Genomic DNA, 23606 nt, shown 5'->3' with positions numbered 1-23606 from the left:
GGGTCGGGGATGCCCCGCGTCAGGGGATGAGCACGACCTTGCCGTCGGCGCCGGCCTCGACCAGGCGGTGCGCCTCGGCGGCGTCGGCGAGGGGCAGCTCGGGGCCGAGCTCGACCGAGAAGGCTCCCCGCGCGATGAGCGCGGCCGCGACCGGGATCGCCTCGGCGCGCCACGCCTGCTGCTGACCTGTGAGGGGCTCGGGGCTGCCGCCGCTGAAGGCACGGATGCCGAGCCCTGAGGCATCCGCACCGCGCACGAGCGTCGCGATGCGGCTCTTGTCGGCCACAAGTGCGATCGACTGCTCGAGGGCCTCGTCGGTGCCGACGAGGTCGATCGCGACGGTCACCCCCTGCGGCGCGAGCTCGCGCACCCGCTCGACGACGTCGGCACCGTAGGGGAGCGGCGTCGCGCCCAGCTCGCGCACGCGGTCTGCGCGGCGATCGCTCGTCGTGCCGAGCACGGTCGCGCCGTACAACCGCGCGAACTGCACGACCGCCTGCCCCACCGCGCCCGAGGCGGCATGGACGAGCACCGTGTCGTCGGCGCCGATCGCGAGCGAGCGCACCGTCTGATAGGCCGTGCCGATCGGGATGCCGAGGGCAGCGCCCTGCGCCGCGCTCACTCCCTCGGGGCGGCGGACGACATGCGCCGACGGCACGATGAGATCGGTCGCGTACGCGCCGTGCGCGCCCCACACGATCACCGCATCACCGGGGCGATAGCCCTCGACGCCGTCGCCGACGGCGGTGACGACACCCGCGGCATCCGACCCCACGCGCCGCGGCTGCGTGATCGGCGGCGACACGCGGAGGCCTGAGCGCAGCTTCAGATCGAGCGGATTGACGCCGGCGGCCTCGACCCGCACGGCGACCTCGCCCGGGCCGGGCGCCGGCACATCGACGTCGATGTCGATGACGGTGAGGACCTCCGGCCCTCCGAGTTCGGTGTACGCGATCGCGGTGCTCATGGTGCGTCTCAGACTATGCCCGCCCGGTGGGCGCGGGGTGGGGGTGAGCCGAGGTCAGCCGCGGGCGGCGAGGGCCTTGGTGATGCGCTGCAGCGAGACCGGCTCGGCGGTGCCGAGCTGCTGGGCGAAGAGACTGACGCGCAGCTCTTCGAGCAGCCAGCGGGCGTGCGAGAGTTCAGCGGGGGCATCGGGGGCGAGAGGCGTCGTGCCCCCGGCATCCGTGTATAGCGCCGCGGCACGCTCGAACTCGGTGAGGCGCTGGCGGTCTCGGCCGGGACTGTCGGCGAGGGTCTGCACGCGCACGAGCGCGCCCTGCAGATAGCGGGGGAGGTGCGCGAGCCGGGCGAGCCCCGTACGGGCCACGAAACCGGGGAACACGAGCCCGGCGAGCTGCGTTTTCACGTCGCCGAGCGCGGCGAGCAGGGTCATGGAGTTCTGCGCCTTCACCGCGCATTCGACGTCGCGGTGCGCGGTGAGGATGCGGGCGGTCAGCGACACCGCCGCGAACAGGTCGTCGACGACGGCGGCCGACAGGGCATCGCGCACCGCGGCGAACTGCTCGGGGGTGCGCACGCCCGTCGGTGCGACGCGCGCCATCACCGCGTCGGCGACCGCGACCCGGGCGTCTTCGATCAGGGCTTTCGCCGAGGGGTAGGGAGAGGTGGCGAGCGAAAGCTTCTCGGCGGCGGTGAGGTGCTCGAGCACGTACGCGCTCGGCGAGGGCACGGCGAGCAGCAGCAGGCGGCGGACGCCCGCGTGGGTGAGCCGTGACGCGCGCTCGGGCGTCGACTCGATGCGCAGCGCCACGGCATCCTTCTCATCGACCAGCGCCGGGTAGCCGCGCACGACGCCCCCGGCGACCCGCGTGTCGACGACCTCGGGGAGCGTGCCGAGATCCCACGACGTGATGCCCGACCGCTCCGCGAGCGCCGCCGCGCCGCCCTGCCCGGGGGTTGTCCCATTTGGGGCGGGCGTTGTCCCAGAATGGGTCGCTTCCGCGCCCTCCGAACGACCATTTGTGGGACGAGCCACCCCGACGCCCCCGCCGGGCGTCGCGCGGGTCAACGAGCGGGCGACCTGTTCGCGAGCCCGCCCGGCGAGCCGCTGCTGCAGGTCGACGAGGTCGCGCGAGGTGCCGACGGTGCGCCCGCGGTGGTCGACGGCGCGGAACGTCATGAGCAGGTGCGCGGGCACGCGTTCGACCTCGAAGTCGGCGGCGGTCACGGGCTGGTTCGCGACCCGCTGGATGCGTCGGGCGAGTGCGTCGCGCAGGGCCAGTGCGGGAAGCCCGCGATGGTGTTCGGGGCCGTCGCCGGTGAGTTCGTCGCCGAGCGTCGCCGCCCAGTCGGCCGCAGGCACGACGTGACGACGGATCGCCTTCGGCAGCGCACGCAGCAGCGCCGTGATGAGTTCTGCCCGCAGCCCCGGCACCTGCCAGTCGAAGCCGTCGGGCCGCAGCCCGGCGAGCAACGGCAGCGGCACGATCACGCTGACGCCGTCTTCGGGGTCTCCCGGCTCGAACCGATACGAGAGCGAGAGCACTTGGTCGCCCTGTTCCCACCGGCCCGGGAACGCACGGTCGTCGGAGCGCCCGGCGTCGTCTTTGAGGTCGCTCTCGGTCATGTCGAGCAGGCGTGGGGTGCGGGTGGATGCCTCGCGCCACCACCGCTCGAACGAGCGCACGTCGAACACGTCGTCGGGCACGCGGGCGTCGTAGAAGGCGAACACCGCCTCGTCGCCCACGAGGATGTCTCGGCGGCGCTCGCGCTCTTCGACCTTCTCGAGGCGGCGGCGCAGTTCGAGGTTGCGACGCTCGAACGCGGTGAGCTTCTTGTCGAGGTGCGCCGTGTTCCACTCGCCGTCGACAAGGGCGTGGCGCAGGAACAGCTCGCGCGCGAGCGGCTGGTCGATGCGGGCGAGCTGCACCCGCCGGCGCGGGATGATCTCGACGCCGAAGAGGGTCACCTTCTCGGCCGCGACGGCGGCCCCGGCATCCTTCGACCAGTGCGGATCGCTCAGCTGCCGGTGCGCGAGGTCTCCGGCGAGCTCTTCGGCCCACGCCGGATCGATCGCGGCGACGGTGCGGGCGTAGAGGCGCGAGGTCTCGACGAGTTCGGCCGCCATGACGGCGTCGGGCGAGGCCTTGCGCAACGCCGACCCGGGGAAGATCGCGAACGTCGCGCCGCGCGCGCCGCGGTACGACGCGAGCTGCTTGCGCTTCTTGTCGGGCCCGGTCTTGCCGCGGGCTGCCGCAGCGAGCGACCGCGTGTCGAGGATGCCGATGTGCGAGAGCAGGCCCGCGAGCATCGCACGGTGCACGAGGGCCGGGTCGGCGGTGGGCGCGTCATCGGCTTGCTTCGGCGAACCTTTCGCCCCCGTCAACTGGCGCAGTTGGCGGTGCACATCGAACCATTCCCGCACACGTACATAGTTGAGGAACTCCGCGCGGCACAGCCGCCGGAACGCGCTCGAGCCGAGTTCGCGCTGCGCGGTCTGCAGATGATTCCAGAGGTTCAGCAGAGTGAGAAAGTCGCTCGTCGGGTCGGCGAACCGCGCGTGCATCCGCTCGGCCTGCTCGCGCGCGGCGCCGTCCTCGGCAGACGGACGTTCTCGCACGTCTTGGATCGACAGCCCCGACACGATCGCGAGCACCGGTTCGGTCACATCGAGCCGGCGGGCCTCGACCAGCATGCGTGCGAAGCGGGGATCGATCGGCAGGCGGGCGATCTCGCGCCCGATCTTCGTCAGCCTGCGCGCGGAGGTCACGGCGCGCAGTTCGGTGAGAAGCTCGAACGCGGCTTTCACTCCGCGGCTGTCGGGTTTCGTGAGGAACGGGAAATCCTCGATGTCGCCGAAGCCCAGTGCGAGCATCTGCAGAATGACCGAGGCGAGCGAGGTGCGCAGGATCTCGGGCTCGGTGTACTCGTGCCGCGCAGAGAAGTCTTCTTCGCTGTACAGGCGGATCGCGATGCCGTCGGAGGTGCGGCCCGCGCGCCCGGCGCGCTGCTGTGCGGATGCCTGTGACACGGGCTCGATCGGCAGCCGCTGCACCTTCGAGCGCACGCTGTAGCGCGAGATGCGCGCCGTGCCCGCATCGACGACGTAACGGATGCCCGGGACGGTGAGGCTCGTCTCGGCGACGTTCGTCGCCAGGATCACGCGGCGGCGGACGCCCGCGATGCGCGGGGGCTCGAACACGCGGTGCTGTTCTGCCGCCGAGAGGCGGCCGTAGAGCGGCAGCACCTCGGTCGGCCGGGCGTCTTTCGCGTACATGCCGCGCACGGCATCCATCGCGTCGTGGATCTCGGCCTCACCGGGGAGGAAGACGAGCACGTCGCCGTCCGACTCGCGGTCGAGTTCGCGGAGCGCCGAGAGGAGGGTGTCGACGTCGTCGCTCTCGCCCTCCTCGGCGGCGCCGTCGACGGGGGAGCGGTAGCGGATCTCGACCGGAAAGGTGCGCCCCGAGACCTCGACGATCGGCGCCGGTGTGCCCGCGGCATCCGCGAAGTGCTTCGCGAAACTCTCGGGGTCGATCGTCGCCGACGTGATGATGACCTTCAGGTCGGGGCGCTCGGGGAGGATGCGGGCGAGGTAGCCGAGGAGGAAATCGATGTTCAGCGACCGCTCGTGCGCCTCGTCGACGATGATCGTGTCGTAGCGCCGCAGCAACCGGTCGCGGTGGATCTCGTTGAGCAGGATGCCATCGGTCACGAGCGCGACCTTGGTGTCGGCGGAGACCTGATCGGTGAAGCGCACCTTGTAACCGACGGCGCCCCCGAGGGGAACCTCGAGCTCGTGCGCGATACGTTCGGCGATCGTACGGGCGGCGATGCGGCGCGGCTGAGTGTGCGCGATCTTCGTGCGGCCGAGCTCGAGACAGATCTTCGGGAGCTGCGTGGTCTTGCCCGACCCGGTCGCCCCCGCGACGATCACGACTTGATGCCCCTCGATCGCGCGCGCGATCTCTTCGCGCGCGGCGCTGACGGGCAGCTCCGGCGGGTAGGAGATCACGGGTTCGGGGGAAGGCATAGCCCTCCATCGTATCGCCGGCCGCAGGAGGAGCGCGTCGCGGGCGCGACGAAGCGCGAGATCTCGACGATCGCGTCGACGTACGACGTGAGCCTGTCCGGGATGTCGCCGAACGGCATGGCGAGCACGACGAGAGCGAGCCTCTTCGTGTCGAGCTGGGGGTACCAGTACTGCGGGACGAGTCGGCACTCGGGGAGCTCCGCGCCGTCCTCGACCTCGGCGGTCGACATGGTGAGCGGTGCGAGGAGGAGTTCTGCGATCAAGGCCGCCGTCAGTGGGCGCCGGGGAGTCGGGGCATCCTCACAGCTTGTCGAGGTCTGCGCGCGTCAAGCCATGCCGGCGAACACTGCGACGAGACGCGACTGCGCGATCGCCACCGCATCCCGGAACGATCGTCACCGCGCGGGCTCAGTCCGCGACGATGGGTTCGATGAAGCGGGAGACCTCGACGATGGCGTCGAAGTAGGACAGCAGAGTGTGCGGGATGTCGCCGAGGGGAGTCGAGAGCACCGCGAGGACCAGGTGCTTGGAGTCGGGCCGCGGATACCAGTACTGTGCGACGAGACGGCGCTGTGTGAACTCCTGGCCGGCCTCGACCTCGATCACCTCGTCGACGCGGTGCACGCGCACCACCTCGCCGTCCGTGAAGGGGCGCCGGACGGCGGTGGGCGCAAGATCGGGGGCGATGGTCGGCAGGCTCTCCTCGAGGACGGCGAGCACGCGATCCGGTGATGTGCCGATGGCGGGACTCATCCGCACGCGGTCGTCGTCGTACAAGGTGAGCGTCGCCGACATCGGCTCACCGGGGGCGAGTTCGGTCTGCAGGAGCATCAGGCGCGCCCGTGCCTCGCGCGCGGTCCGCGCGGCGACCACGAGGTCGTCGCGCAGCCGCCTGCGCGCCGTCGCCTCTTGGTCGCGGGTTCCGAGCGTGCCGCGGGCGACGGCGGATGCCGAAGCGCTCGCCGCTTCGTCGGATTCGAGGTCGACCGGCCACCACGTTCCGATCAGGCGGAACGCGAGCTCGGGCACATCGTGAGGGGTCATCCTCCGAGTTGATTCAGGTCGTCGAACGGGACCACCAGCGCGCCGTCGATCCGCAGCGCCGAGACTCCGCTCGGCAGCCCCGCGATCGCCGGTTCGAGATCGAGGAGCCGATCGGGGTCGTCGGCGTCCCGGGCGATGAGCTGCAGCATGTCGGCGGATCCGCCCGCCGAATCTCGGATCGCGGTGAGAACGGCAACGAGTGTGTCGGTGGTGACCGGCTCGTCTCCGGTGACGCGGATCACGACCGTCAGCTGACGGGCCGCTCCGGACTGGCTGAAGGACACGCTGCTCACGCGTTCGACGCGCGGGTCCGAGGCGGCGACGGCGTCGTAGACGGGCTGGAATGCGTGCACGGTGCTCTCCGTGTTGGTCGGCGTCGGGGTCGACGGTGCGGCGGTGGGCGTGCAGGCGACGAGCGCGGCACCCAGGATGACGGCGGCGGCGACGGCGATGATGCGGGGGGCGACGAACGGGGCGGTCACGTCAGTTCTCCTGCCAGGAGTAGTAGCTCTGCTCATAACCATACGCATGGGGGTCGCCAATGAAGTACCGATCGAGGTCCGCGCGATCGGTGGCGGGCACCTGATCGATGTTCGACTGCAGTGTCTGGTTGTAGGCGGGGGCGTAGTGGATGCCCTCCAGGCCCTTGGAGGCGAGGGGCGAGGCCTCGTGGATCGTGGTCCAGTTCGGCTTGTCGCCGAAGGAGTAGCCGCCCGTTCCGACGGCGATGATGGTATCCAGCCGTGGCACGGGGTCCCAGTCATGCTGCACCGAGACGACCGTGGTCGACGAGGGGATCGGCATGCTGTCGATGGGCGCGCCGGCCACGACGACCGCGTCCCAGTTGTAGTCGGAGTTGTAGGCGGCCATGTGGCCCGCCACGATGCCGCCCTGGCTGAAGCCCACGAGCATCACCGGGTCGTCCGCGCCGACGCCGGCCTGCTTCATCGCCTCAAGGATTGCGCGCTCGTACTGGGAGCGCAGCGACGGGGTCATCATGAGAGCGAGGTTGCTGTCGAGATCGTTCGTGGCGCCCTGATCGCCGTTGAAGCGCGACAGCCATTCCTGCGTGCTGGGCAACGCGACCCGCCACCGCACGGTTCCATCCGCATCGACGACCTTCGTGACGCCGATGACCGACTCGTTCGCGTTGTCGTCCGTCACCTTCCCGTCGGGTCCGTACGTGTAGATGTGGCCGAGCGAGTCGACGTATCCCGCGTCCTTCAACGCGGTGGCGAGATCGGCGGGCTGGCCGAGGTACGTGTCCTGCTCGGCATCCGACCGGGTGTACTCCGAGACCTTCGGCGTGGGCTTCAGCACGTCGGAGAGGATGCTCGCGAGCAGGAACCCGGCGAGGATGCCGACGACGAGCGCGGCGATCAGCGGCCCGATGACCGGGATCATCGACAGCAGGGCGTAGACGAGGACGAGGATCAGCACCGTGCCGAGAATGGCGAGCACGGTGGAGACGAGGCGCTGCAGCTCGTCCCAGAGATCCTGCAGGAAATCGCCCACCCACTTTCCGAGGTCGGCGAGCCACGAGCCGACGCCCGCGAAGAAGTTGCCGACGTGGTCGAGCCAGCTTTCGTTAGTCGCGTCGATCGCGCTGTCGATGAGCGCCATGGCGCGCTGCGCGGCCGCCTCCATGTCACGCCGCGCCGCCTCGTGGTCGTCGCGGGCGGTGGTGGCTGCCGTGTCGTAGCGGCGCGCCGCGCGCTGCGCGTCGGCGAGGTCGCGCTCGGCGGCCTCGATCGTGCCGACGGGCGCCGCGGCGTCTTCGAGGCTGCGGACGTGACGCGTGAGTGCGGTCACGCGTGTGTCGGCCTGCCCCGCATAGCTCTCGGCGGTCTCTTCGGTCTGGTCGGCGGCGTCGGCGCGGCGGTGCGCGTCGCGCAGGACAGCGGCATATTCGACGAGCGCCGTCGCGGTGCCGGAGTAGCGCCCGTAGGCCTCGTCGAGGGTGCCTGCGACGTCGCCGCTGCGCTCGCGGACGGCATCCAACGACTTCGCGGTGCTCGTGTAGGCGAGGGCACGCAGGTCGTCGGCGGCACGCTGGATGCGGCTCGCGGATGCCTGGTACGTCGAGGCGCGCTCGGCGAGCGCGGTCGGGTTTCCGGGAAGAGCCATCAGTGGTCGCCTCCGTTCGAGGACGGCGGGGTGGGGGCGGGGCCGGGAGTGGGGGAGGGCACAGGCGCGGGCGTGGCCGGAGAGGTCGCGGGGTGCGCTGCGATCGCCGCGTCGATCTCTCTGTTCATGGCTCCGTCGCCGAGTTTCGACTGCTCGAGCGACGCGGCGAGGTCGGTGTCGAGATCGTCGAAGGTGTCGACCACGGCGCGCAGATAGTCGGCGATGGTCGTCAGATTCTCTTCGAGCTTGTGGCGCGCGATGTCCCACTTGCCGCCGAAGTCACGCACCTTGCCGGCGAGCCCGTCGTGCCCGGTATAACCGGCGGTCTCGTCGGCGATGCGCTCGGCGGTCGTGAAGTCACCCGCGATGCGTTCGGCGCGCGACGCGCTCGCGGTGAGTTCTGCGACGTCGATCTTCAGGTCGGACATCGTTCCTCCTCGTCGGAATCAACATAGGGGAGCGGGCGTGAGGCGGCGATGGGGAGAACTCCCCATGTCGCGCGTCGGGCCGGTCAGACCCAGCCCTGCATCCAGTTGTGCAGGCGGTAGAACTCGTACGGCACCTGCATGCCCGACCACAGCGGGTACCAGAAGATCGACAGCACGACCGCGACGCCGAGGAAGACCAGCACGACCCGCCGGCCGGTGCGCCGGCGGGTCGCACTCGCATGCGCGGGCCCGCTCACCGCCTGTAGCGCGAAGGTGAGCGCGAGCAGGAGGAACGGCCAGATCGCGATCGTGTAGAACTGGAAGATCGTCCGCTCGGGGTACGCGAACCAGGGCAGCCACGTCGCGGCGATGCCGACGAGGACGAGCGCCTGCCGCCAGTCGCGCTCGAGCGTGAAGCGGTAAACCAGGTGAATCGCTGCGGCGATGCTCGCATACCAGAGCAGCGGGTTCGGCATGCTGTAAAGGATGTCGAGGCATCCGGCGTCGCCGCCCGTGCACCCCGACTGGCCGCCCTGCGTGGCCTGCGCGTACATCGAGGTGGGGCGCAGCAGCAGCGCCCACTGCCAGGCGGGGCTCGCGTAGCTGTGCGGCGAGGTCATGCCGGTCATCGAGTGATAGATGGTCTCGTGGTACTTCCAGAGGCTCTGCAGGCTGAGCGGGACCCACGAGAAGAAGCCCGTCGCGGGGTTCGCGTCGGCGGCGTGCCGGTCGTAGCCGCCGTCGCTGAGCAGCCACCCCGTCCACGAGGCGAGGTAGACGACGAACGCGACCGGCACGAGCAGCACGAAGGATGCCAGTCCCTGACGCACCGCGTCGGTCGGCCAGAACACGACGCCGAGCCGTCGACGCTCGAGCGCGTCGGTGACGACGAGGTAGAGGCCGATCGCGGCGAGCACCCACACGCCCGACCACTTGACCGCGGTCGCCGCTCCCGCCGCCGCTCCCGCCGCGACGATCCAGGGCCGGTTCCAGATGATCGCGCCCCACATCGGCGGCTCGACCCCGCCGTCGGCGGCCGTGCGCTCCCGCCGCGCCGTGCGCGCCGCGAGCCGATCGAGCATGCGCGCCCGGTCGAGTGCGACGAACCAGAACGCCAGCAGGATGAACAGGGCGAGGAAGACGTCGAGCAGGGCCACGCGGCTCATCACGATGCCGAGTCCGTCGATCGCGAGCAGGAACGCCGCGACACTCGCGAACACCGTCGAGTTCGTCAGCGTCTTGGCCAGCAGGAACAGCACCAGCACGAGGGCCGTGCCCGCGAGGGCGGTCGAAATGCGCCAGCCGAACGAGTTGTCGGGGCCGAACAACCACATGCCCACGCCGATCAGGTACTTGCCGAGCGGCGGGTGCACGACGAAGCTCGCGGTCGTCGTGAAGATGTCGGTCTCGCCGGCCGCGAACCTCGCGTCGGCGCCCTCGGGCCACGTCGCGGCGTAGCCGAGGTTCCACTGACTCCAGGCATCCTTCACGTAATACGTCTCGTCGAAGACGAGGGCGTGCGGATGCCCCAGGTTCCACAGGCGCAGCACGGCGGCGAGCACGGTGATCAGCAGCGGCGCGAGGCAGCTGTACAGCCGCTGCAGGCGCGGATCGCCGGCGACGCGCGTGCGCCACGCGTCGTAACGCGACGGTCGCCCGTCGCTCGTGGCCGGCAGCAGCGGCACCTCCGTCGTGGTCACGGGCACCAGCCTATGCTGGGGCGGTGATCATCCTCGCCGCGACGCCCATCGGGAACCTCGGCGACGCGTCGGCGCGCCTCATCGCGGCGCTCGAAGCCGCCACCGTCATCGCCGCCGAAGACACCCGCACGGCGCAGCGGTTGCTGCAGGCCCTCGGGGTCGCCAACCGGCCGAAGCTCGTCGCGCTGCACGATCACAACGAGCGCCAGCGTGCCGCCGAGCTCGTCGCGCGCGCGCGTGACGAAGACCTGCTCGTGCTGAGCGACGCCGGCATGCCGACCGTCAGCGACCCCGGCTACGCGCTCGTCGCGCTCGCCGCGGCGGAAGACGTGACCGTCACGGCGATCCCGGGACCGAGCGCCGTCGTGACCGCGCTCGCCGTTGCGGGACTGCCGACCGACCGGTTCACGTTCGAGGGGTTCCTGCCCCGCAAGACCGGCGACCGCCGCCGCGCGCTCGCGGGGCTTTCGGGTGAAGCGCGCACGATGGTGTTCTTCGAAGCCCCGTCGCGCCTCGCCGAGACGCTCGCCGCGATGGCGGATGCCTTCGGCCCCGGTCGCCCCGCCGCCGTCTGCCGCGAGCTGACCAAACTGCACGAAGAGGTCGTGCGGGGCGGCCTCGGCGACCTCGCCGCCTGGGCCGAAGACGGGGTGCGCGGCGAGATCGTGGTCGTCGTCGGCGGCGCCCCCGAGCGCGAGGTGTCGCGAGGCGACGCCCTCGCGCAGGTGCAGGCGCTCGTCGCAGCGGGCACGCGCCTGAAGGATGCCGCGGCCGAAGTCGCCGCGCAGACCGGGCTCAGCTCGCGCGAGCTCTACCAGGCGGCGCTCGCCGCGCGCTGAGCGCGGCGCGGCGCGGTCACTCGGGCGGTGCCCCCAATTGGACGAACGCCTCGGGGTCGATCTCTTCGAGAGCCGGTGAGGCCGCAGAGATCGGCGGTGCGGTGACGCCGGGCAGGGCGAAGGCGGCGAACGACGTCCCCTCGGCGCGGACGCGCACCGCTCCGTCCGCGTCGACGTCGAGCGCCGCGTCGCCGTAGAGGCGCTTCGCCGCGGCGGCACCGACGATGAGAGGGGCCTCGACCCGGGCATCCACACCGCCGCGCGTCGCGACGACGAGCACGCTCTCGGCCGCGCTCTCACGTACGAACACGACACCGGCGTCGTCGACGTGCAGCCAGCGCAGCCCGCCGGTCGACAGTGCAGGGTGCGTGCGGCGCAGCGCGATGAGTTCGCGGTAGAGCGCGATGCGCGCTGCGATCTCGGGCTCGGCCATGCGATCCCACGGCATCGGCGTGCGGCTCATCTCGCCGTCCACGCCCTCGAGCCCGAACTCATCCCCGGCATAGACCACGGGAATGCCGGGGAGAGTCATCGACAGCCCGAGCGCCACCGGCACCGCGCCGGGCGAGGCGTACGTCGCGAAGCGTGCCGTGTCGTGCGTGTCGAGCGCCGACATCGTGCCGCGCTGCACTCGCCACGGGATCTGGCTGGTGAAGCGTTGGAACTGCTCGACGAACTGGCGTGCGCTGTATCGCGGCATACCCGTCGGCAGCCCGAAGAACCACATGTCGTCGCTCAGCTCGCCGTGGAACCCGTAGTGCGGGATGCGCCGCGGGTCGGCCAGCCACGCCCACACGCCGCGGGTGAACGCCGGGTAGGTCATGCCGCCGTGCCAGGCGTCGCCCTGCAGATCGGATGCCGCGTCGTTGGTCGACTCGGCGAGCAGGAGCGTGTCGGGGTTCACGTCGATCATGGTGCGGCGAAGCGTCTGCCGTACCTCGGCGTTCAGATCGACTCGGCCGAGCCGGCCGGTCATGTTCGCGACGTCGATCCGCCAGCCGTCGATTCCGTACGGGGCACGCAGCCACTGCGCGACGACGGAGTCCGGGCCCTCGATGAAGCGGCGGCGAAGCTCGGCGCTCGACCAGTCGAACTTCGGCAGGGTGTCGGCGTCGAGCCACGTCTCGTAGGTCTCGTTCGCCTCGTCGTGAAAGTAGTAGAACGCGCTCTCCGGCGCCTCGGGGTGCCCGACAGCGGCACGGAACCAGTCGTGCGCGATGCCCGAGTGGTTGGTCGTGAGGTCGCCGATGATGCGGATGCCGCGCGCGTGCGACGCCTCGATCAGGCGGAGGTAGGCGTCGTCTCCGCCGACGAGCGGATCGACGGCGTCGAAACGCGAGGCGTCGTACCGGTGGTTGGACTCCGCCGGGAAGATCGGCGTGTGGTACAGCGCCGTGACCCCGAGGTCGGAGAGATGGTCGAGCTTCTCGGCGGCGCCGTCGAGATCGCCGCCGTAGAACTGGCGCCCGCGCCCCGGGTGCACCGGGTCGAGCGGTTCGTCCCATGCCGCGGGGATCGCCCAGTGCGGCGCGGGTCGCGCATCGGCGGCCTGTGAGCGGGCGAACCGGTCGGGGAAGATCTGATAGAGGACGGTGTCGTCCATCCATGCCGGCGGCGGATTCTCGGCGACGAGGGCGAAGTCCTGCCCGTCGAGGGCGTCGACATCGGTGAGGCCGCCCTGGTTGAGGATCTCCACCCGTCCGTCGGCGAGCACCAGATGGAAACGGTAGCCGTGCCGAGGGTTCGCGACGACGATGTGCGCGGTCCACCACTCCCATCCGTCGGCCGCGCCGTCGCGTGAGGCCTCGACCCAGACCGGTTCGTGGTCGGGGTTGGAGCGGACGAGCACCCGCCCCACCGCGTCGTAGCCCTCCGGCACGCGAAGTCGTACGGCGACCTCGTCGCCGAGGGCGGGTGCAGAGTGCGAGACGTACAGGGGCGAGCCGTCGTGGTGCGGGCGGCGTGCGGCATCCATCATGAGGACCTCCGGTTGGGTACCGACTCCGACGTCGGCGAGATGCGACGTGGTTGCACGCGAGCGCGTGACAGAGCCCCTCAGTTGTGTTGTCAGTCTACCGAGTGCCATCCGATGTGGCCACGGCGCGCTCAGTGGGTCACTTCACCGAACCCGCCGTCAGTCCGCCGACGATGAACCGCTGGAGCGACAGGAACAGCGCCATCGGCAGGATCGCGGCGAGGACCGCACCGGCGGCGAAGACGCTCCAGTTGCGCGCGGTCTCTTGCGAGACGAACTGGTAGAGCCCGACGGCGAGCGTCTGCTTCTCGGGGTCGACCAAGATGACCGACGCGATGAGGAAGTCGTTCATCGTGCCGATGAATGAGAGGAGGCCGATCACGGCCAGGACGGGGGCGACCAGGCGCAGGATGATCGTGAAGAAAATGCGCGCGTGACCGGCGCCGTCGATCTTCGCGGCCTCGTCGATCGATGCCGGGACGGTGTTGAAGAACCCGTACATGAGGAACGTGTTCACACCCAGCGCGCCACCGAGGTAGACCATGATGAGGCCGATCTGGGAGTTCAGACCCAGCGCCGGGAACACGTCGCTGATCGCCGACATCAGCAGGAAGATCGCCACGACCGCGAGCAGCTGCGGGAACATCTGCACGAGCAACAGCGTCAGAAGCCCCGCGCGCCGGCCACGGAAACGCATCCGCGAGAACGCATAGGCGGCCAGGGCGCAGAGCACCACCGTGAAGAACGACGTGGTGAGCCCGATGAAGATCGAGTTGACGAACCACGCCCCGTAGGGCCGGAGCGGGTCTTGGAACAGCGCGATGTAGCTGCCGATGTCGAAGTTCGAGAACAGGCTGTTGGCCGTCAGCAGGGTGCCCCCGGGGTTGAGGGAGGCCGACAGCACGTACACGAGCGGGAACGCCGAGAAGACGATCATGACGATGCCGACCAGGTGCCGCCATCCCGTCTCGCGGAACCAGCGGCCGAAGGGCCGGCGCGGCTCTTTGGCGCCGGGGACGCCGGCGTCGCCCCACTTCTTGCCGGTGCTGCCGCCGTCGCCGGACGAGGACGCGACGGATGCCGCGGGAACCGCTTCTTGGATGCTCATGTCAGTTCAACTCCTCGAGGACCTTGGTCTGGCGGAAGCTCAGGTACGAGATGACGGCGACCAGCACGAAGATGATGATCGAGAAGGCGCTCGCCAGACCGTAATCGCGCTCGGCTCCCACGAACGCGACCTTGTAGACCATCGAGATCAAGATGTCGCTGTGCCCGACGTTGATCGACGCGTCGGGAATGCGGGGTCCGCCGCCGGTGAGCATGTAGATCAGGTTGAAGTTGTTGAAGTTGAACGCGAACGACGAGATCAGCAGCGGTGCGACGGCCACGAGCAACAGCGGGAACTTGATGTAGCGGAAGATCTGCCACACGCCCGCGCCGTCGACCTTGCCCGCCTCTTGGATGTCTTCGGGGATCGATTGGATCGCTCCCGTGGTGACGAGGAACATGTACGGGTACCCGAGCCACAGGTTCACGATGAGGATCGAGACCTTCGCGAGGAACGGGTCCTGCAGCCAGGGGATGGATGCCCCGCCGAGCAGCGTCTGGTTGATGAACCCGAAGTCCTGGTTGAACATGCCCGCCCAGACGAGTGCCGACAGGAACGCGGGGAACGCGTAGGGGAGGATCATCACCACGCGGTAGTACTTCTTGCTCTTCATGCGGGGGTCGTTGAAGACGATCGCGAGGAAGAGGCCGAGGGCGAAAGTGGTCGCGACCGACAGGATCGCGAAAGCGAACGTCCAGATCGTCACCGCGATGAACGGACCGCGGATGGACTCGGTGGTGAAGGCGCGGACGAAGTTGTCGAGGCCGACCCACACCTGCCATCCCGTCGCAAGGGTCTGTCCGTCATCCGACACGAACGAGCCGTTGCCGTTGTCTTTGTAGACGACACCCGTCTCGGTGTTCGTCATGGTGTCGGCCGTCGCATCCCAGGCGAGGGTCGAGGTGTATTGGTAGGCGACCGACCCGTCGCGGGTCTGCAGGGTGCCGTCGTTCGGATCGTCGGAGAACGGGACGGCCAGCGCGGTGATGGCCGACTGGTTGGCGACGATCTGCGCGAAGTTCAGGGTGGTGTAGCCCGGGAGCGAGATGGCCCGGTCTCCGCTGAACTGCGCGTCGTCAGCCGGCTCGAGCGGCCGATCCGCGCCGCCGACGAGCGCGTCGCCGTCGGGATCGGTCACGAGGAAGAAGTAGGAGCCGTTCTGCTCGACGATCGAGAGCGGGTAGGTGGGGGAGTCGTCGACGCGCTGCTGGTTCTGGATGAGCAGCGCGTTGACGGCGTCGTCCTTCGTCGAGACGTGGCCCGACCTGTAGTTGGTGAACGCGATGTAGATGCAGAAGAGCACCACGAAGATCTGGAAGACGAAGAGGAAGACGAGGCCGGGGGTGAGGTACTTCGCCGGCAGGAGTCCTGGCTTCAGATAGATGACGTTGATGAGGAGGATCGCGGCGGCGATCAGCAGCGGCACGAGGAAGCCGCTGCCGATGAGGACGAGGATCGCGTAGATCCCCATCGCGTCGATGATGCCGAGGCAGACGATCTTGACGAGCCAGACCTTCCACCCCGCTCCGGCGGCTTCGGCCCAGGCCTCGGCACGCTTGCGCTTGCGTCGGGCGGCGCGCTCTTCAGCAGTGATATGGGGGCGCTCGATGTCGAGCGTGGGGCCGGTCATCGTCGACTCCTATCGGATGAGGGGGCGCGGGGCTGCCGCGGGCCTGGGGAAAGAATGCAAGAGGAGGGGCGGCGTCCGCAAGGGACGCCGCCCCCGGTCAGGGTCAGCCGAGCTTCGCCTGGATGGAATCAGCCATCTTGACCCAGTCACCGGCCGGGTCGGACGAGCCCTTGATGAGCGCGGCCTCGGTCTTGCCCCAGTCATCCCACACCGAACCCATCTCGGGGATGCTCGGCATCGGCACGGCGTTCTGGCCGACGGCCGCGAAACCGGCGACGATCGGGTCGGACTGCGCCGCCTTGAACGACTCGGTCAGCGCGGGCGGACGCCCGCCCGCCTCGAACAGCTTCGTCTGCACGTCGGCGGTCGCGATGTAGTTCACGAGGAACTCGTTGGCGATGAGCGCGTTGTTGCTCTTGGCCGACAGGAAGAACGCCTGCACGCCGGCGAACGGCTGGGCCGTCTGCCCGCCCGCGCTCGGGATGGCATCGACGGAGACGTCGATGCCGGCCTTCTGAGCGTCGGCGACGTTCCACGGACCCGTCAGGAAGTACGGCGACTTTCCGGCGTTGAAGGCCTCTTTGGCGAGGTCGCCCGACAGGTTGAGGTTCAGCACCTTCGTGCCGGTGTCGCCCTGCGCGGTGAGCCACGCGGCGAAGCCCTGGCCGGACTCGTCACCGATCGTCAGCTTCGACGCGTCGTACGAGCCGTCGGCGTTGCGAGCGAAGACCGAGCTCCCGAAGGAGGTCTGGAACGGGTAGAGGTGGTAGGGGTCGGATGCCTGGGGGTCGAGGCCCACGACGAACGGGTACTCGGTGCCCGCGGCACGGCCGGCGGCGATCATCTCGTCGTAGGTGGCCGGGGTCGACGACGCCAGCGCGGTGTTGCGGAGGATGGCGATGTTCTCGATCGCGTACGGCAGTCCATAGGTCTTGCCGTCGTAGGTGACCGCCTCGACGGCGACCTTCTCGAAGTCGGCGGACTTGTCGCCGAGCTCGACGGGGGCGACGATGCCGTCCTTGACGAACGCGCCGATCCAGTCGTGGCCGCCGATCGTGATGTCGGGGCCCTTGCCGGAGGGAACCTGCGCCGTGAACTCGTCGCGGATCTTGCCGTAGTCCTTGACGACCAGGTTGACCTTGACGCCCTTCTCCTGCTCGAACGTCTTCGCGACGTCTTCGAGCGCGCGGGCGCGGTCGGCGTCGACCCAGACGGTCAGCGTTCCGCTTGCGGCGGTGCCGTCGTCGGTCGGCGTGGCCGTCGTCCCGCTGCTCGAGCAGCCCGCCAGGGCGAGGATGCTCGCCGCGACGACCATGCCCGTGGCGAGCATGCCCTTCTTCTTCACCTTCATCGGTGTGCCTCTCTTCATTGCGGCGTGAGGCCGATCGTGCGTCGGCCCCGTCGCCTGGTGCTGTCACCGCGCTGAACGCGCGCAGTGCCATTGTGCGCTCCGTGAGCCCGTCGGTGAGGTGTTCGTTATCGAACTGTGACCGGTCACAGGTTTTGTGGTCTGACCAAGATAGCACGCCGTAGCGGAGGGTATAGTCGGCTGTCGTGAGCTCGATCGGCAGTGCGAGAAAACCCACGATCCGCGACGTGGCGGCGGTCGCGGGCGTGTCGCACGGCACGGTCTCTCGGGTCATCAACGGCGGGCACTGGGTTTCTCCCGAAGCGCGCGCCGCCGTCGAAGAGGCGATCCGCACCACGGGGTACACCGCCAACCACGCGGCACGCACCCTCGCGACGGGCAAATCGAACTCGCTCGCGTTCTTGTTGACCGAGTCGCAGCAACTCCTCTTCTCCGACCCGACGTTCGCGCTCCTTCTCCGCGGCGCGACGGCGGCGCTCGCCGAGCGGTCGATGACGCTCGTGCTGCTCATCGCCGACACCGCGCAGGAGCAGCTCAGCGTCGAGCGGTACGTGAGCGCGGGACACGTCGACGGTGTGCTGCTGGTGTCGTCGCACGCATCCGACTCGCTCCTTGCCACGCTCGTCGCCACCGGTGTTCCGACCGTGTGCTCGGGGATTCCCCAGCAGGGCGATGTCGTCGTGCCGCACGTCGCCATCGACGAGATCGAGGCGGCGCGGACGATGACGCGTCATCTCATCGAGCGTGGACACCGCCGGATCGCGCTCATCACCGGACCCCTCGACACGCCGGGCGGACGTCTGCGTCTGGAAGGGTTCCGAGAGGAGCTCGGCGATCGTTTCGACCCGGAGCTCGTCGAAACAGGCAGCTACGAGGCGGCGAGCGGCGACGCCGCGATGGAGCGCCTGCTCGAACGCGCACCCGACATCGACGCGGTCTTCGCGGCGAGCGACGTGATGGCCGTCGGCGCGATCGAGGCCCTTCGCCGTGCCGGGCGCCGCGTGCCCGAGGACGTCGCCGTCGCGGGCTTCGACGACTCGGGGCTCGCCGAGACCCACCGCCCTCCGCTCACCACGGTGCGCCAGCCCTGGTCGCAGATCAGCTCGACGATGGTCGACATGGTGCTCGACATCATCAATGGCACACCCCGCGAGCCCGTCGTGCTGCCGACGAGCCTCGTCGTGCGCGAGAGCGCTTGAGCGCCGTCACACGCCGATCGAGTTCCGGAGCCCCAACTAGAATCGACGGGTGAGCACCGGTCAGTCCTTCTACATCACGACCCCGATCTACTACCCGAGCGATCTGCCGCACATCGGCCACGGGTACACGACGGTGGCCGTCGATGCGCTCGCCCGGTGGCACCGCCAGTCGGGTGACGACACCTGGATGCTCACCGGCACCGACGAGCACGGCCAGAAGATGCTCCGCGCCGCCGCCGCCAACGGCGTGACGCCGCAGGAGTGGGTCGACAAGCTCGTGACCGAGTCGTGGTTCCCGCTGCTCGAGACGCTCGACGTCGCCAACGACGACTTCATCCGCACGACGCAGCCGCGCCACGAGGAGCGCGTGCAGCAGTTCGTGCAGACGCTCTACGACCGCGGCTACATCTACGCGGGCGAGTACGAGGCGCTGTACTGCGTGGGCTGCGAGGAGTTCAAACCCGAAGCCGAGATCGTCGACGGCACGGGCGCGTTCGAAGGTCTCAAGGTCTGCGCGATCCACTCGAAGCCCCTCGAGCTGCTGCAGGAGAAGAACTACTTCTTCAAGCTCAGCGAGTTCCAAGACCGGCTGCTCGAGCTCTACAAGACCGAGCCCGACTTCGTGCGGCCCGAATCGGCGCGCAACGAGGTCGTCTCGTTCGTGCGGTCGGGGCTCAAAGACCTCTCGATCTCGCGCTCGGCGTTCGACTGGGGCATCACCGTGCCGTGGGACCCGTCGCACGTCATCTACGTGTGGGTGGACGCCCTGCTGAACTATGCGACGGCCGTCGGTTTCGGCACCGACCCGGCCCAGTTCGAGCGCCGTTGGCCGGCTTTCCACGTGGTCGGAAAGGACATCCTGCGCTTCCACGCCGTCATCTGGCCGGCCATGCTCATGGCCGCCGGACTCGACGTGCCCCGCGGCGTGTTCGCACACGGCTGGCTGCTGGTCGGCGGCGAGAAGATGTCGAAGTCGAAGCTCACCGGCATCGCGCCCACCGAGATCACCGACGTGTTCGGGTCGGATGCCTACCGCTTCTACTTCCTGTCGGCGATCGCGTTCGGTCAGGACGGCTCGTTCTCGTGGGAAGACCTGTCGGCGCGCTACCAGGCCGAGCTCGCCAACGGCTTCGGCAATCTCGCGTCGCGGACGACCGCGATGATCGAGAAGTACTTCGAGGGGATCGTGCCCCCGGCATCCACCTACACCGACGGCGACCTGCGGATTCAGAAGACGGTGGCGGATGCCGCGGCCAACGCCGATGCGGCGATGGAGCGATTCCGGCCCGACGAGGCGATCGCGGCGATCTGGACGATCGTCGATGCCCTCAACGGCTACATCACCGACAACGAGCCGTGGGCGCTCGCCAAAGACGACGCGCAGCGCGCGCGCCTGGGCACGGTGCTCTACACCGCCGCCGAGGGGCTCCGCGCCCTCGCCGTGCTGCTGAGCCCGTTCATGCCCGAAGCGACCGAGAAGCTCTGGGTCGCGCTCGGCCACGCGGGTCGTCTGCAGGACCAGCCGCTGCGCGATGCCGGCAGCTGGGGCCAGCTCGCCGCCGGATCGAGCGTCAACGGTCTCGCGCCGCTCTTCCCCCGCGTCGAGCAGTGACCGATCCGTCGCAGTACGTGCGGCAGCGCGAGAAGGGTGCACGCGACGTGTCGTATCCGGCGTCACCCGAGCCGCTGCCCGTCGCGGTCTACGACAACCACTGCCATCTCGAGATCGAGGACGGCGACGGGATGTCTCTCGACGAGCAGCTGCTGCGCGCCGGCGAGGTCGGGGTCACGGGCGTCGTGCAGGCCGGCGGTGACATCGAGTCGAGTCGCTGGTCGGCCTGGGCCGCGGCATCCCACCCCCGCGTGCTCGCCGCGGTGGCGATCCATCCCAACGAGGCGCCGGTATATGCCGCGCAGGGAATGCTCGACGAGGCGATCGCGGTGATCGACGAGCTCGCGGCGCAGCCGCGCGTGCGCGCGATCGGCGAGACCGGGCTCGACTTCTTCCGCACCGAGGGCGACGGCCTGCCGGCGCAGTTCTTCAGCTTCGAGGCGCACATCGCCCTCGCGAAGAAGCACGACATCGCGATGCAGATCCACGATCGCGACGCCCATGACGAGGTGCTCGAGACCCTCGCACGCGTGGGTGCGCCCGACCGGACGGTGTTCCACTGCTTCTCGGGCGACGAGGCGATGGCGCGTGTGGCCGCCGATCGCGGTTATTGGCTGAGCTTTGCGGGCAACGTCACGTTCAAGAACGCGCAGAATCTGCGCGACGCGCTCGCGGTCACCCCCCTCGAGCGGATTCTCGTCGAGACGGATGCCCCGTTCCTGACGCCCACGCCGTTCCGAGGCCGCCCGAACGCGCCCTACCTCGTGCCGGTGACCGTGCGGTTCATGGCCGCGGAGCTCGGCATCGACCTCGACGCGTTCTGCGCCCAGCTCGCCGCGAACACCCTCGACGTCTACGGAGCGTTCGAGGACTGAGCCCGGGGCGGGGTGGCGCCTCGGGGAGTTGCTCGGTGTGGCATCCATCTTCTCCGGCGCCCGCGCGGGCGTCGGCGGCGGAATCGGGGCGTGCGCTGTGGCGGAGATCTGCGGTTCTGCGGATCGGCGCGCGCCGTGGGTCCGCAGTTGTGCGGATCTCCGCGGGTGTGCGAGGCGCGGGCGCGAGGCATCCGGGGGACGCGAGGCATCCCGGCGGCGCGCGCGGGGCAGGATGCCCGGCTGTCAGGCGGTCTCGTGGTCGCCGAGGGAGGGGTCGGGATCGTCGGCGGTGTCGAGCACGGGTTTCGCGGCGGCGATGAGCGAGAGCGAGCGCCACACGATCACGAGGGTCACGAGCGACCCGCCGAAGGCGAACCACCAGGGCGCCGTGAGGCCCCACGTCTGCGCGATGACGCCGCCGAGCGCCTGACCGATCACGAGCCCGCCGAAGACGCCGACCATGTTCACCGATGCGATGCGCCCCTGCAGATGCATCGGCACGAGCCGTTGGCGCACAGTGGTCGAGATCGTGCCCCACACGAAGGCGTACGCGCCGAAGCCGAACATGATCGCGAAGGCGATCGCGGGAGCCGTCGTCAGGGCGAAGGCCAGGTGCATGAGCACCTCGAGCGTCAAACACACGCGCATGAGCGTCGAGAACGAGACGTGCTTCTCTAGCCAGCCGAAGGCCGCGATGCCGACGAGGCCTCCGAGCGCGGAGGCCGTCGTGAGCGCCCCGTAGCCGACGGGGCCCATGCCCAAGTGCTCGGTGGCGTAGAGCACGAGGATGCTCCACGGCGCCGCCCACGTCACGTTGAACACCAGAATGATGAGCACCAGGGTGCGCACCGGCGGGTTGTGCCGTAGCCACCGCAGTCCTTCGCGGATCGGATGCGTGCTCGTGGGCACCGACGCGGCGTCTGCCGCCGCGTCGCGTTCGGGCACCGGGGTGCGCGCGATCCGCGAGATGAGCACGACGGCGAGGCTCACGCAGAGGATCTGCACGAGGAACGGCCAGAACGACCCGATCGCGAAGAGGAAGGCGCCCAGCGGCGGCCCGGCGAGCTGGTTCGCCACGAGGTATCCGGCCTGCAGGCGCGCGTTGCCGATGCCGAGATCGGCGGGGCGCACGAGCATGGGCAGCAGGGTCGACCCGGCCGTGTCGGCGAACACCTCGGCCGTGCCGTAGACGAATGCCGTGGCCAGCACGATCACGACCGTGGCGTGCCCGGTCACGAGGAACACCACGAGCGCGGCGACGACGACGGCGCGCGACCCGTTGGCGATCATCACGAGTCGGCGACGGTCGTGGTGATCGACGACCGAGCCTGCGAACAGGCCGAACAGCAGCCAGGGGAGGTACTGCATCATCGCGCCCGCCGCGACGAGAACCGGCGACGACGTCATCGAGGCGATCAGCAGCGGCGCGGCCGACAGGGCGATGCCGTCGCCCAGATTGCTCGTCCACGACGAGCCGAGCAGCCACCGGAAGCTCGTGCCGAGGCGCCGCGGCGCGACGAGTTCACCGAGCGAAGGCATCCCGCCATCCTAGAACGGGGCGACGGCACCGGCCTCCGTCAGCGGGTCGTCGAGCCGCGCACCAGCTCCCAGGGCAGGTCGATGACGAGGGGGTCGCCGCCGGGGCCGGGCACGAGGGCGCCGAGCGAGGGGAAAACGGCGTCGGCGGCGAGCTCGGGATGCACGCACACGTGCGTGACGCCGAGGCGGTCGTTGAGCGCGCAGTCGGTCGCGCACAGCGCGACCAGTTGCACATCGCGGGGGATGACGAGGGGCATCGCCTCGAGCTGCAGGTAGACCTCGGGGCCGTCTTCGCAGAAGGCGAGGAGCGCGTCGGCCCCGGCATCCAACGCATCGCGTACGCGGCGGGCCAGCGTGCGATGCGCCGCATCGACCTCGAAGACGAGCGGTTCGACGGCGTGCACGGTCGACCACGCCGAGTAGCCGGCGCGGGCGATCTCGTCGCGCGGGTGGTCGCCCTCGTCGACGAGCAGTGCGACGCGCTGCGCCCCCGACGACGCGAGGTGTTCGAGCGAGGCGCGCAGCGCCGCGTCGTAGCCGGTGCGGATGCTGAGGGCGCGGTCGACGTCGACGTACAGGTCGCGAGCGATCACGGGCAGGCCGCGCGCGGCGGCGGCGCGCAGCAGATCTTTGCCGGTGCGGGCGTCGGCGAGGTAGAGGGCGTCGAGCTGCGCGGTGGCGAGCAGGTCGGGGCGCGAAGCGGGCAGCACCGTCACGGTGAAGCCGTGCTCGGCCGATGCGCGCACGAGCGCGTTCAGCTGCAGGTTGTGCGCGAACGCCCAGCTCTTGGCGGCCTCGTCGTCGAGGTCGGCGGGCATGACGAACCCGATCGACATGGTGCGGCCGCTGCGGAGCGCCGCGGCGTGCTTGTTGGGGGAGTAGCCGAGCTCGGCGGCGATCGCCTTGATGCGCTCACGCGTTTCGGGGCGCAGGTTGCCGCGGTCGTTGAGCGCCTGACTGATCGCCGCGGTCGACACGCCGGCGCGCTCGGCGACGTCGCGCAAAGTCACGCGGCTCATTCGCGCTCCCGGGGTGGATGGTGAACGTGGTGAGCGGGCGCGCCGGGAGCATCCGGCGCGGCCGCAGTTCGGGGGGAGTGGGCAGAATCGGGGGCGCCCGTCGCGTCGGCGGCGGTCTCGCCCGCCGCGCCGTCGTCGCCCGCCGC

Annotated in this window: 17 protein-coding genes; 4 read left to right on the top strand and 13 right to left on the bottom strand. The window is 69.9% G+C overall.

Going from position 1 to position 23606, the window contains the following annotated elements; genetic code table 11:
- Positions 1-19 precede the first annotated feature (19 nt).
- From G3N18_RS04870 to G3N18_RS04840, 7 genes are all read right to left on the bottom strand, one after another.
- Positions 20-967: a quinone oxidoreductase family protein gene (locus G3N18_RS04870; RefSeq protein ID WP_196383182.1), complete on the bottom strand. Its 948-nt coding sequence runs from the start codon at positions 965-967 to the stop codon at positions 20-22.
- Positions 968-1021: 54 nt separating this feature from the next.
- Positions 1022-5185: an ATP-dependent RNA helicase HrpA gene (gene hrpA, locus G3N18_RS04865; RefSeq protein ID WP_338038274.1), complete on the bottom strand. Its 4164-nt coding sequence runs from the start codon at positions 5183-5185 to the stop codon at positions 1022-1024.
- A gap of 219 nt (positions 5186-5404) precedes the next feature.
- Positions 5405-6040 (bottom strand): hypothetical protein, encoded by a 636-nt coding sequence (locus G3N18_RS04860; RefSeq protein WP_196383181.1) that lies wholly within the window; start codon positions 6038-6040, stop codon positions 5405-5407.
- Complete coding sequence (locus tag G3N18_RS04855) at positions 6037-6522, bottom strand: hypothetical protein (RefSeq protein ID WP_196383180.1); 486 nt, start codon at positions 6520-6522, stop codon at positions 6037-6039. Before G3N18_RS04855 ends, G3N18_RS04860 begins: the two co-directional genes overlap by 4 nt.
- Before the next feature lies 1 nt (position 6523).
- Positions 6524-8167, bottom strand: a complete 1644-nt coding sequence (locus G3N18_RS04850) for an EI24 domain-containing protein (RefSeq protein ID WP_196383179.1) — start codon at positions 8165-8167, stop codon at positions 6524-6526.
- The gene (locus G3N18_RS04845) at positions 8167-8595 is read right to left on the bottom strand and encodes a hypothetical protein (protein ID WP_196383178.1); all 429 of its coding nucleotides are present in this window, start codon (positions 8593-8595) and stop codon (positions 8167-8169) included. Before G3N18_RS04845 ends, G3N18_RS04850 begins: the two co-directional genes overlap by 1 nt.
- Before the next feature lie 83 nt (positions 8596-8678).
- Positions 8679-10295, bottom strand: coding sequence for a phospholipid carrier-dependent glycosyltransferase (locus tag G3N18_RS04840; protein WP_196383177.1), 1617 nt, complete (start codon positions 10293-10295; stop codon positions 8679-8681).
- 23 nt (positions 10296-10318) lie between these two features.
- Between G3N18_RS04840 and rsmI the strand changes: the two genes are divergently transcribed.
- On the top strand, positions 10319-11134 hold the full coding sequence (gene rsmI / locus G3N18_RS04835) for a 16S rRNA (cytidine(1402)-2'-O)-methyltransferase (RefSeq protein WP_196383176.1): 816 nt from the start codon (positions 10319-10321) through the stop codon (positions 11132-11134).
- A 16-nt stretch (positions 11135-11150) separates the two neighbouring features.
- Here rsmI and G3N18_RS04830 read toward each other — a convergent pair whose 3' ends face one another.
- The 4 genes from G3N18_RS04830 to G3N18_RS04815 form a co-directional block, all read right to left on the bottom strand.
- Positions 11151-13112: a glycoside hydrolase family 13 protein gene (locus G3N18_RS04830; protein ID WP_196383175.1), complete on the bottom strand. Its 1962-nt coding sequence runs from the start codon at positions 13110-13112 to the stop codon at positions 11151-11153.
- A 136-nt stretch (positions 13113-13248) separates the two neighbouring features.
- Positions 13249-14217 carry a sugar ABC transporter permease gene (locus tag G3N18_RS04825; protein ID WP_230403892.1) on the bottom strand — a complete coding sequence of 323 codons (969 nt, stop codon included), beginning with the start codon at positions 14215-14217 and terminating at the stop codon, positions 13249-13251.
- A 1-nt stretch (position 14218) separates the two neighbouring features.
- On the bottom strand, positions 14219-15847 hold the full coding sequence (locus G3N18_RS04820) for an ABC transporter permease subunit (protein ID WP_196383174.1): 1629 nt from the start codon (positions 15845-15847) through the stop codon (positions 14219-14221).
- Positions 15848-15950: 103 nt separating this feature from the next.
- On the bottom strand, positions 15951-17198 hold the full coding sequence (locus G3N18_RS04815; RefSeq protein ID WP_196383173.1) for a sugar ABC transporter substrate-binding protein: 1248 nt from the start codon (positions 17196-17198) through the stop codon (positions 15951-15953).
- Positions 17199-17401: 203 nt separating this feature from the next.
- Between G3N18_RS04815 and G3N18_RS04810 the strand changes: the two genes are divergently transcribed.
- Genes G3N18_RS04810 through G3N18_RS04800 form a run of 3 tightly spaced genes read left to right on the top strand, consistent with a single transcriptional unit; the run spans position 17402 to position 20902 of the window.
- Positions 17402-18415, top strand: a complete 1014-nt coding sequence (locus tag G3N18_RS04810) for a substrate-binding domain-containing protein (protein ID WP_196383172.1) — start codon at positions 17402-17404, stop codon at positions 18413-18415.
- 49 nt (positions 18416-18464) lie between these two features.
- Positions 18465-20027 (top strand): methionine--tRNA ligase, encoded by a 1563-nt coding sequence (gene metG / locus G3N18_RS04805; RefSeq protein WP_196383171.1) that lies wholly within the window; start codon positions 18465-18467, stop codon positions 20025-20027.
- Positions 20024-20902 carry a TatD family hydrolase gene (locus G3N18_RS04800; protein ID WP_196383170.1) on the top strand — a complete coding sequence of 293 codons (879 nt, stop codon included), beginning with the start codon at positions 20024-20026 and terminating at the stop codon, positions 20900-20902. The genes metG and G3N18_RS04800 overlap by 4 nt, the downstream gene beginning before the upstream one ends.
- A 243-nt stretch (positions 20903-21145) precedes the next feature.
- Here the strand turns inward: G3N18_RS04800 and G3N18_RS04795 are convergent, their stop codons facing one another.
- Positions 21146-22441 (bottom strand): MFS transporter, encoded by a 1296-nt coding sequence (locus G3N18_RS04795; RefSeq protein ID WP_196383169.1) that lies wholly within the window; start codon positions 22439-22441, stop codon positions 21146-21148.
- 38 nt (positions 22442-22479) lie between these two features.
- Positions 22480-23460 carry a LacI family DNA-binding transcriptional regulator gene (locus G3N18_RS04790; protein WP_196383168.1) on the bottom strand — a complete coding sequence of 327 codons (981 nt, stop codon included), beginning with the start codon at positions 23458-23460 and terminating at the stop codon, positions 22480-22482.
- Positions 23461-23606: the final 146 nt, after the last annotated feature.

Origin of the sequence: Microbacterium paulum (assembly GCF_015707995.1) — a bacterium.
In the GTDB taxonomy this organism is placed as follows: domain Bacteria; phylum Actinomycetota; class Actinomycetes; order Actinomycetales; family Microbacteriaceae; genus Microbacterium; species Microbacterium paulum.
Note: the sequence above shows the minus strand (reverse complement) of the source record. Positions and strands in the feature narration are given on the sequence as shown.

Bases quoted from the DNA above. Each gene is read 5' to 3' on its own strand.
- G3N18_RS04870 (WP_196383182.1), bottom strand. From the start codon at position 967: ATGAGCACCGCGATCGCGTACACCGAACTCGGAGGGCCGGAGGTCCTC.
- G3N18_RS04860 (WP_196383181.1), bottom strand. From the start codon at position 6,040: ATGACCCCTCACGATGTGCCCGAGCTCGCGTTCCGCCTGATCGGAACG.
- G3N18_RS04850 (WP_196383179.1), bottom strand. From the start codon at position 8,167: ATGGCTCTTCCCGGAAACCCGACCGCGCTCGCCGAGCGCGCCTCGACG.
- G3N18_RS04845 (WP_196383178.1), bottom strand. From the start codon at position 8,595: ATGTCCGACCTGAAGATCGACGTCGCAGAACTCACCGCGAGCGCGTCG.
- G3N18_RS04830 (WP_196383175.1), bottom strand. From the start codon at position 13,112: ATGATGGATGCCGCACGCCGCCCGCACCACGACGGCTCGCCCCTGTAC.
- G3N18_RS04825 (WP_230403892.1), bottom strand. From the start codon at position 14,217: ATGAGCATCCAAGAAGCGGTTCCCGCGGCATCCGTCGCGTCCTCGTCC.
- G3N18_RS04820 (WP_196383174.1), bottom strand. From the start codon at position 15,847: ATGACCGGCCCCACGCTCGACATCGAGCGCCCCCATATCACTGCTGAA.
- G3N18_RS04815 (WP_196383173.1), bottom strand. From the start codon at position 17,198: ATGAAGGTGAAGAAGAAGGGCATGCTCGCCACGGGCATGGTCGTCGCG.
- G3N18_RS04795 (WP_196383169.1), bottom strand. From the start codon at position 22,441: ATGCCTTCGCTCGGTGAACTCGTCGCGCCGCGGCGCCTCGGCACGAGC.
- G3N18_RS04790 (WP_196383168.1), bottom strand. From the start codon at position 23,460: ATGAGCCGCGTGACTTTGCGCGACGTCGCCGAGCGCGCCGGCGTGTCG.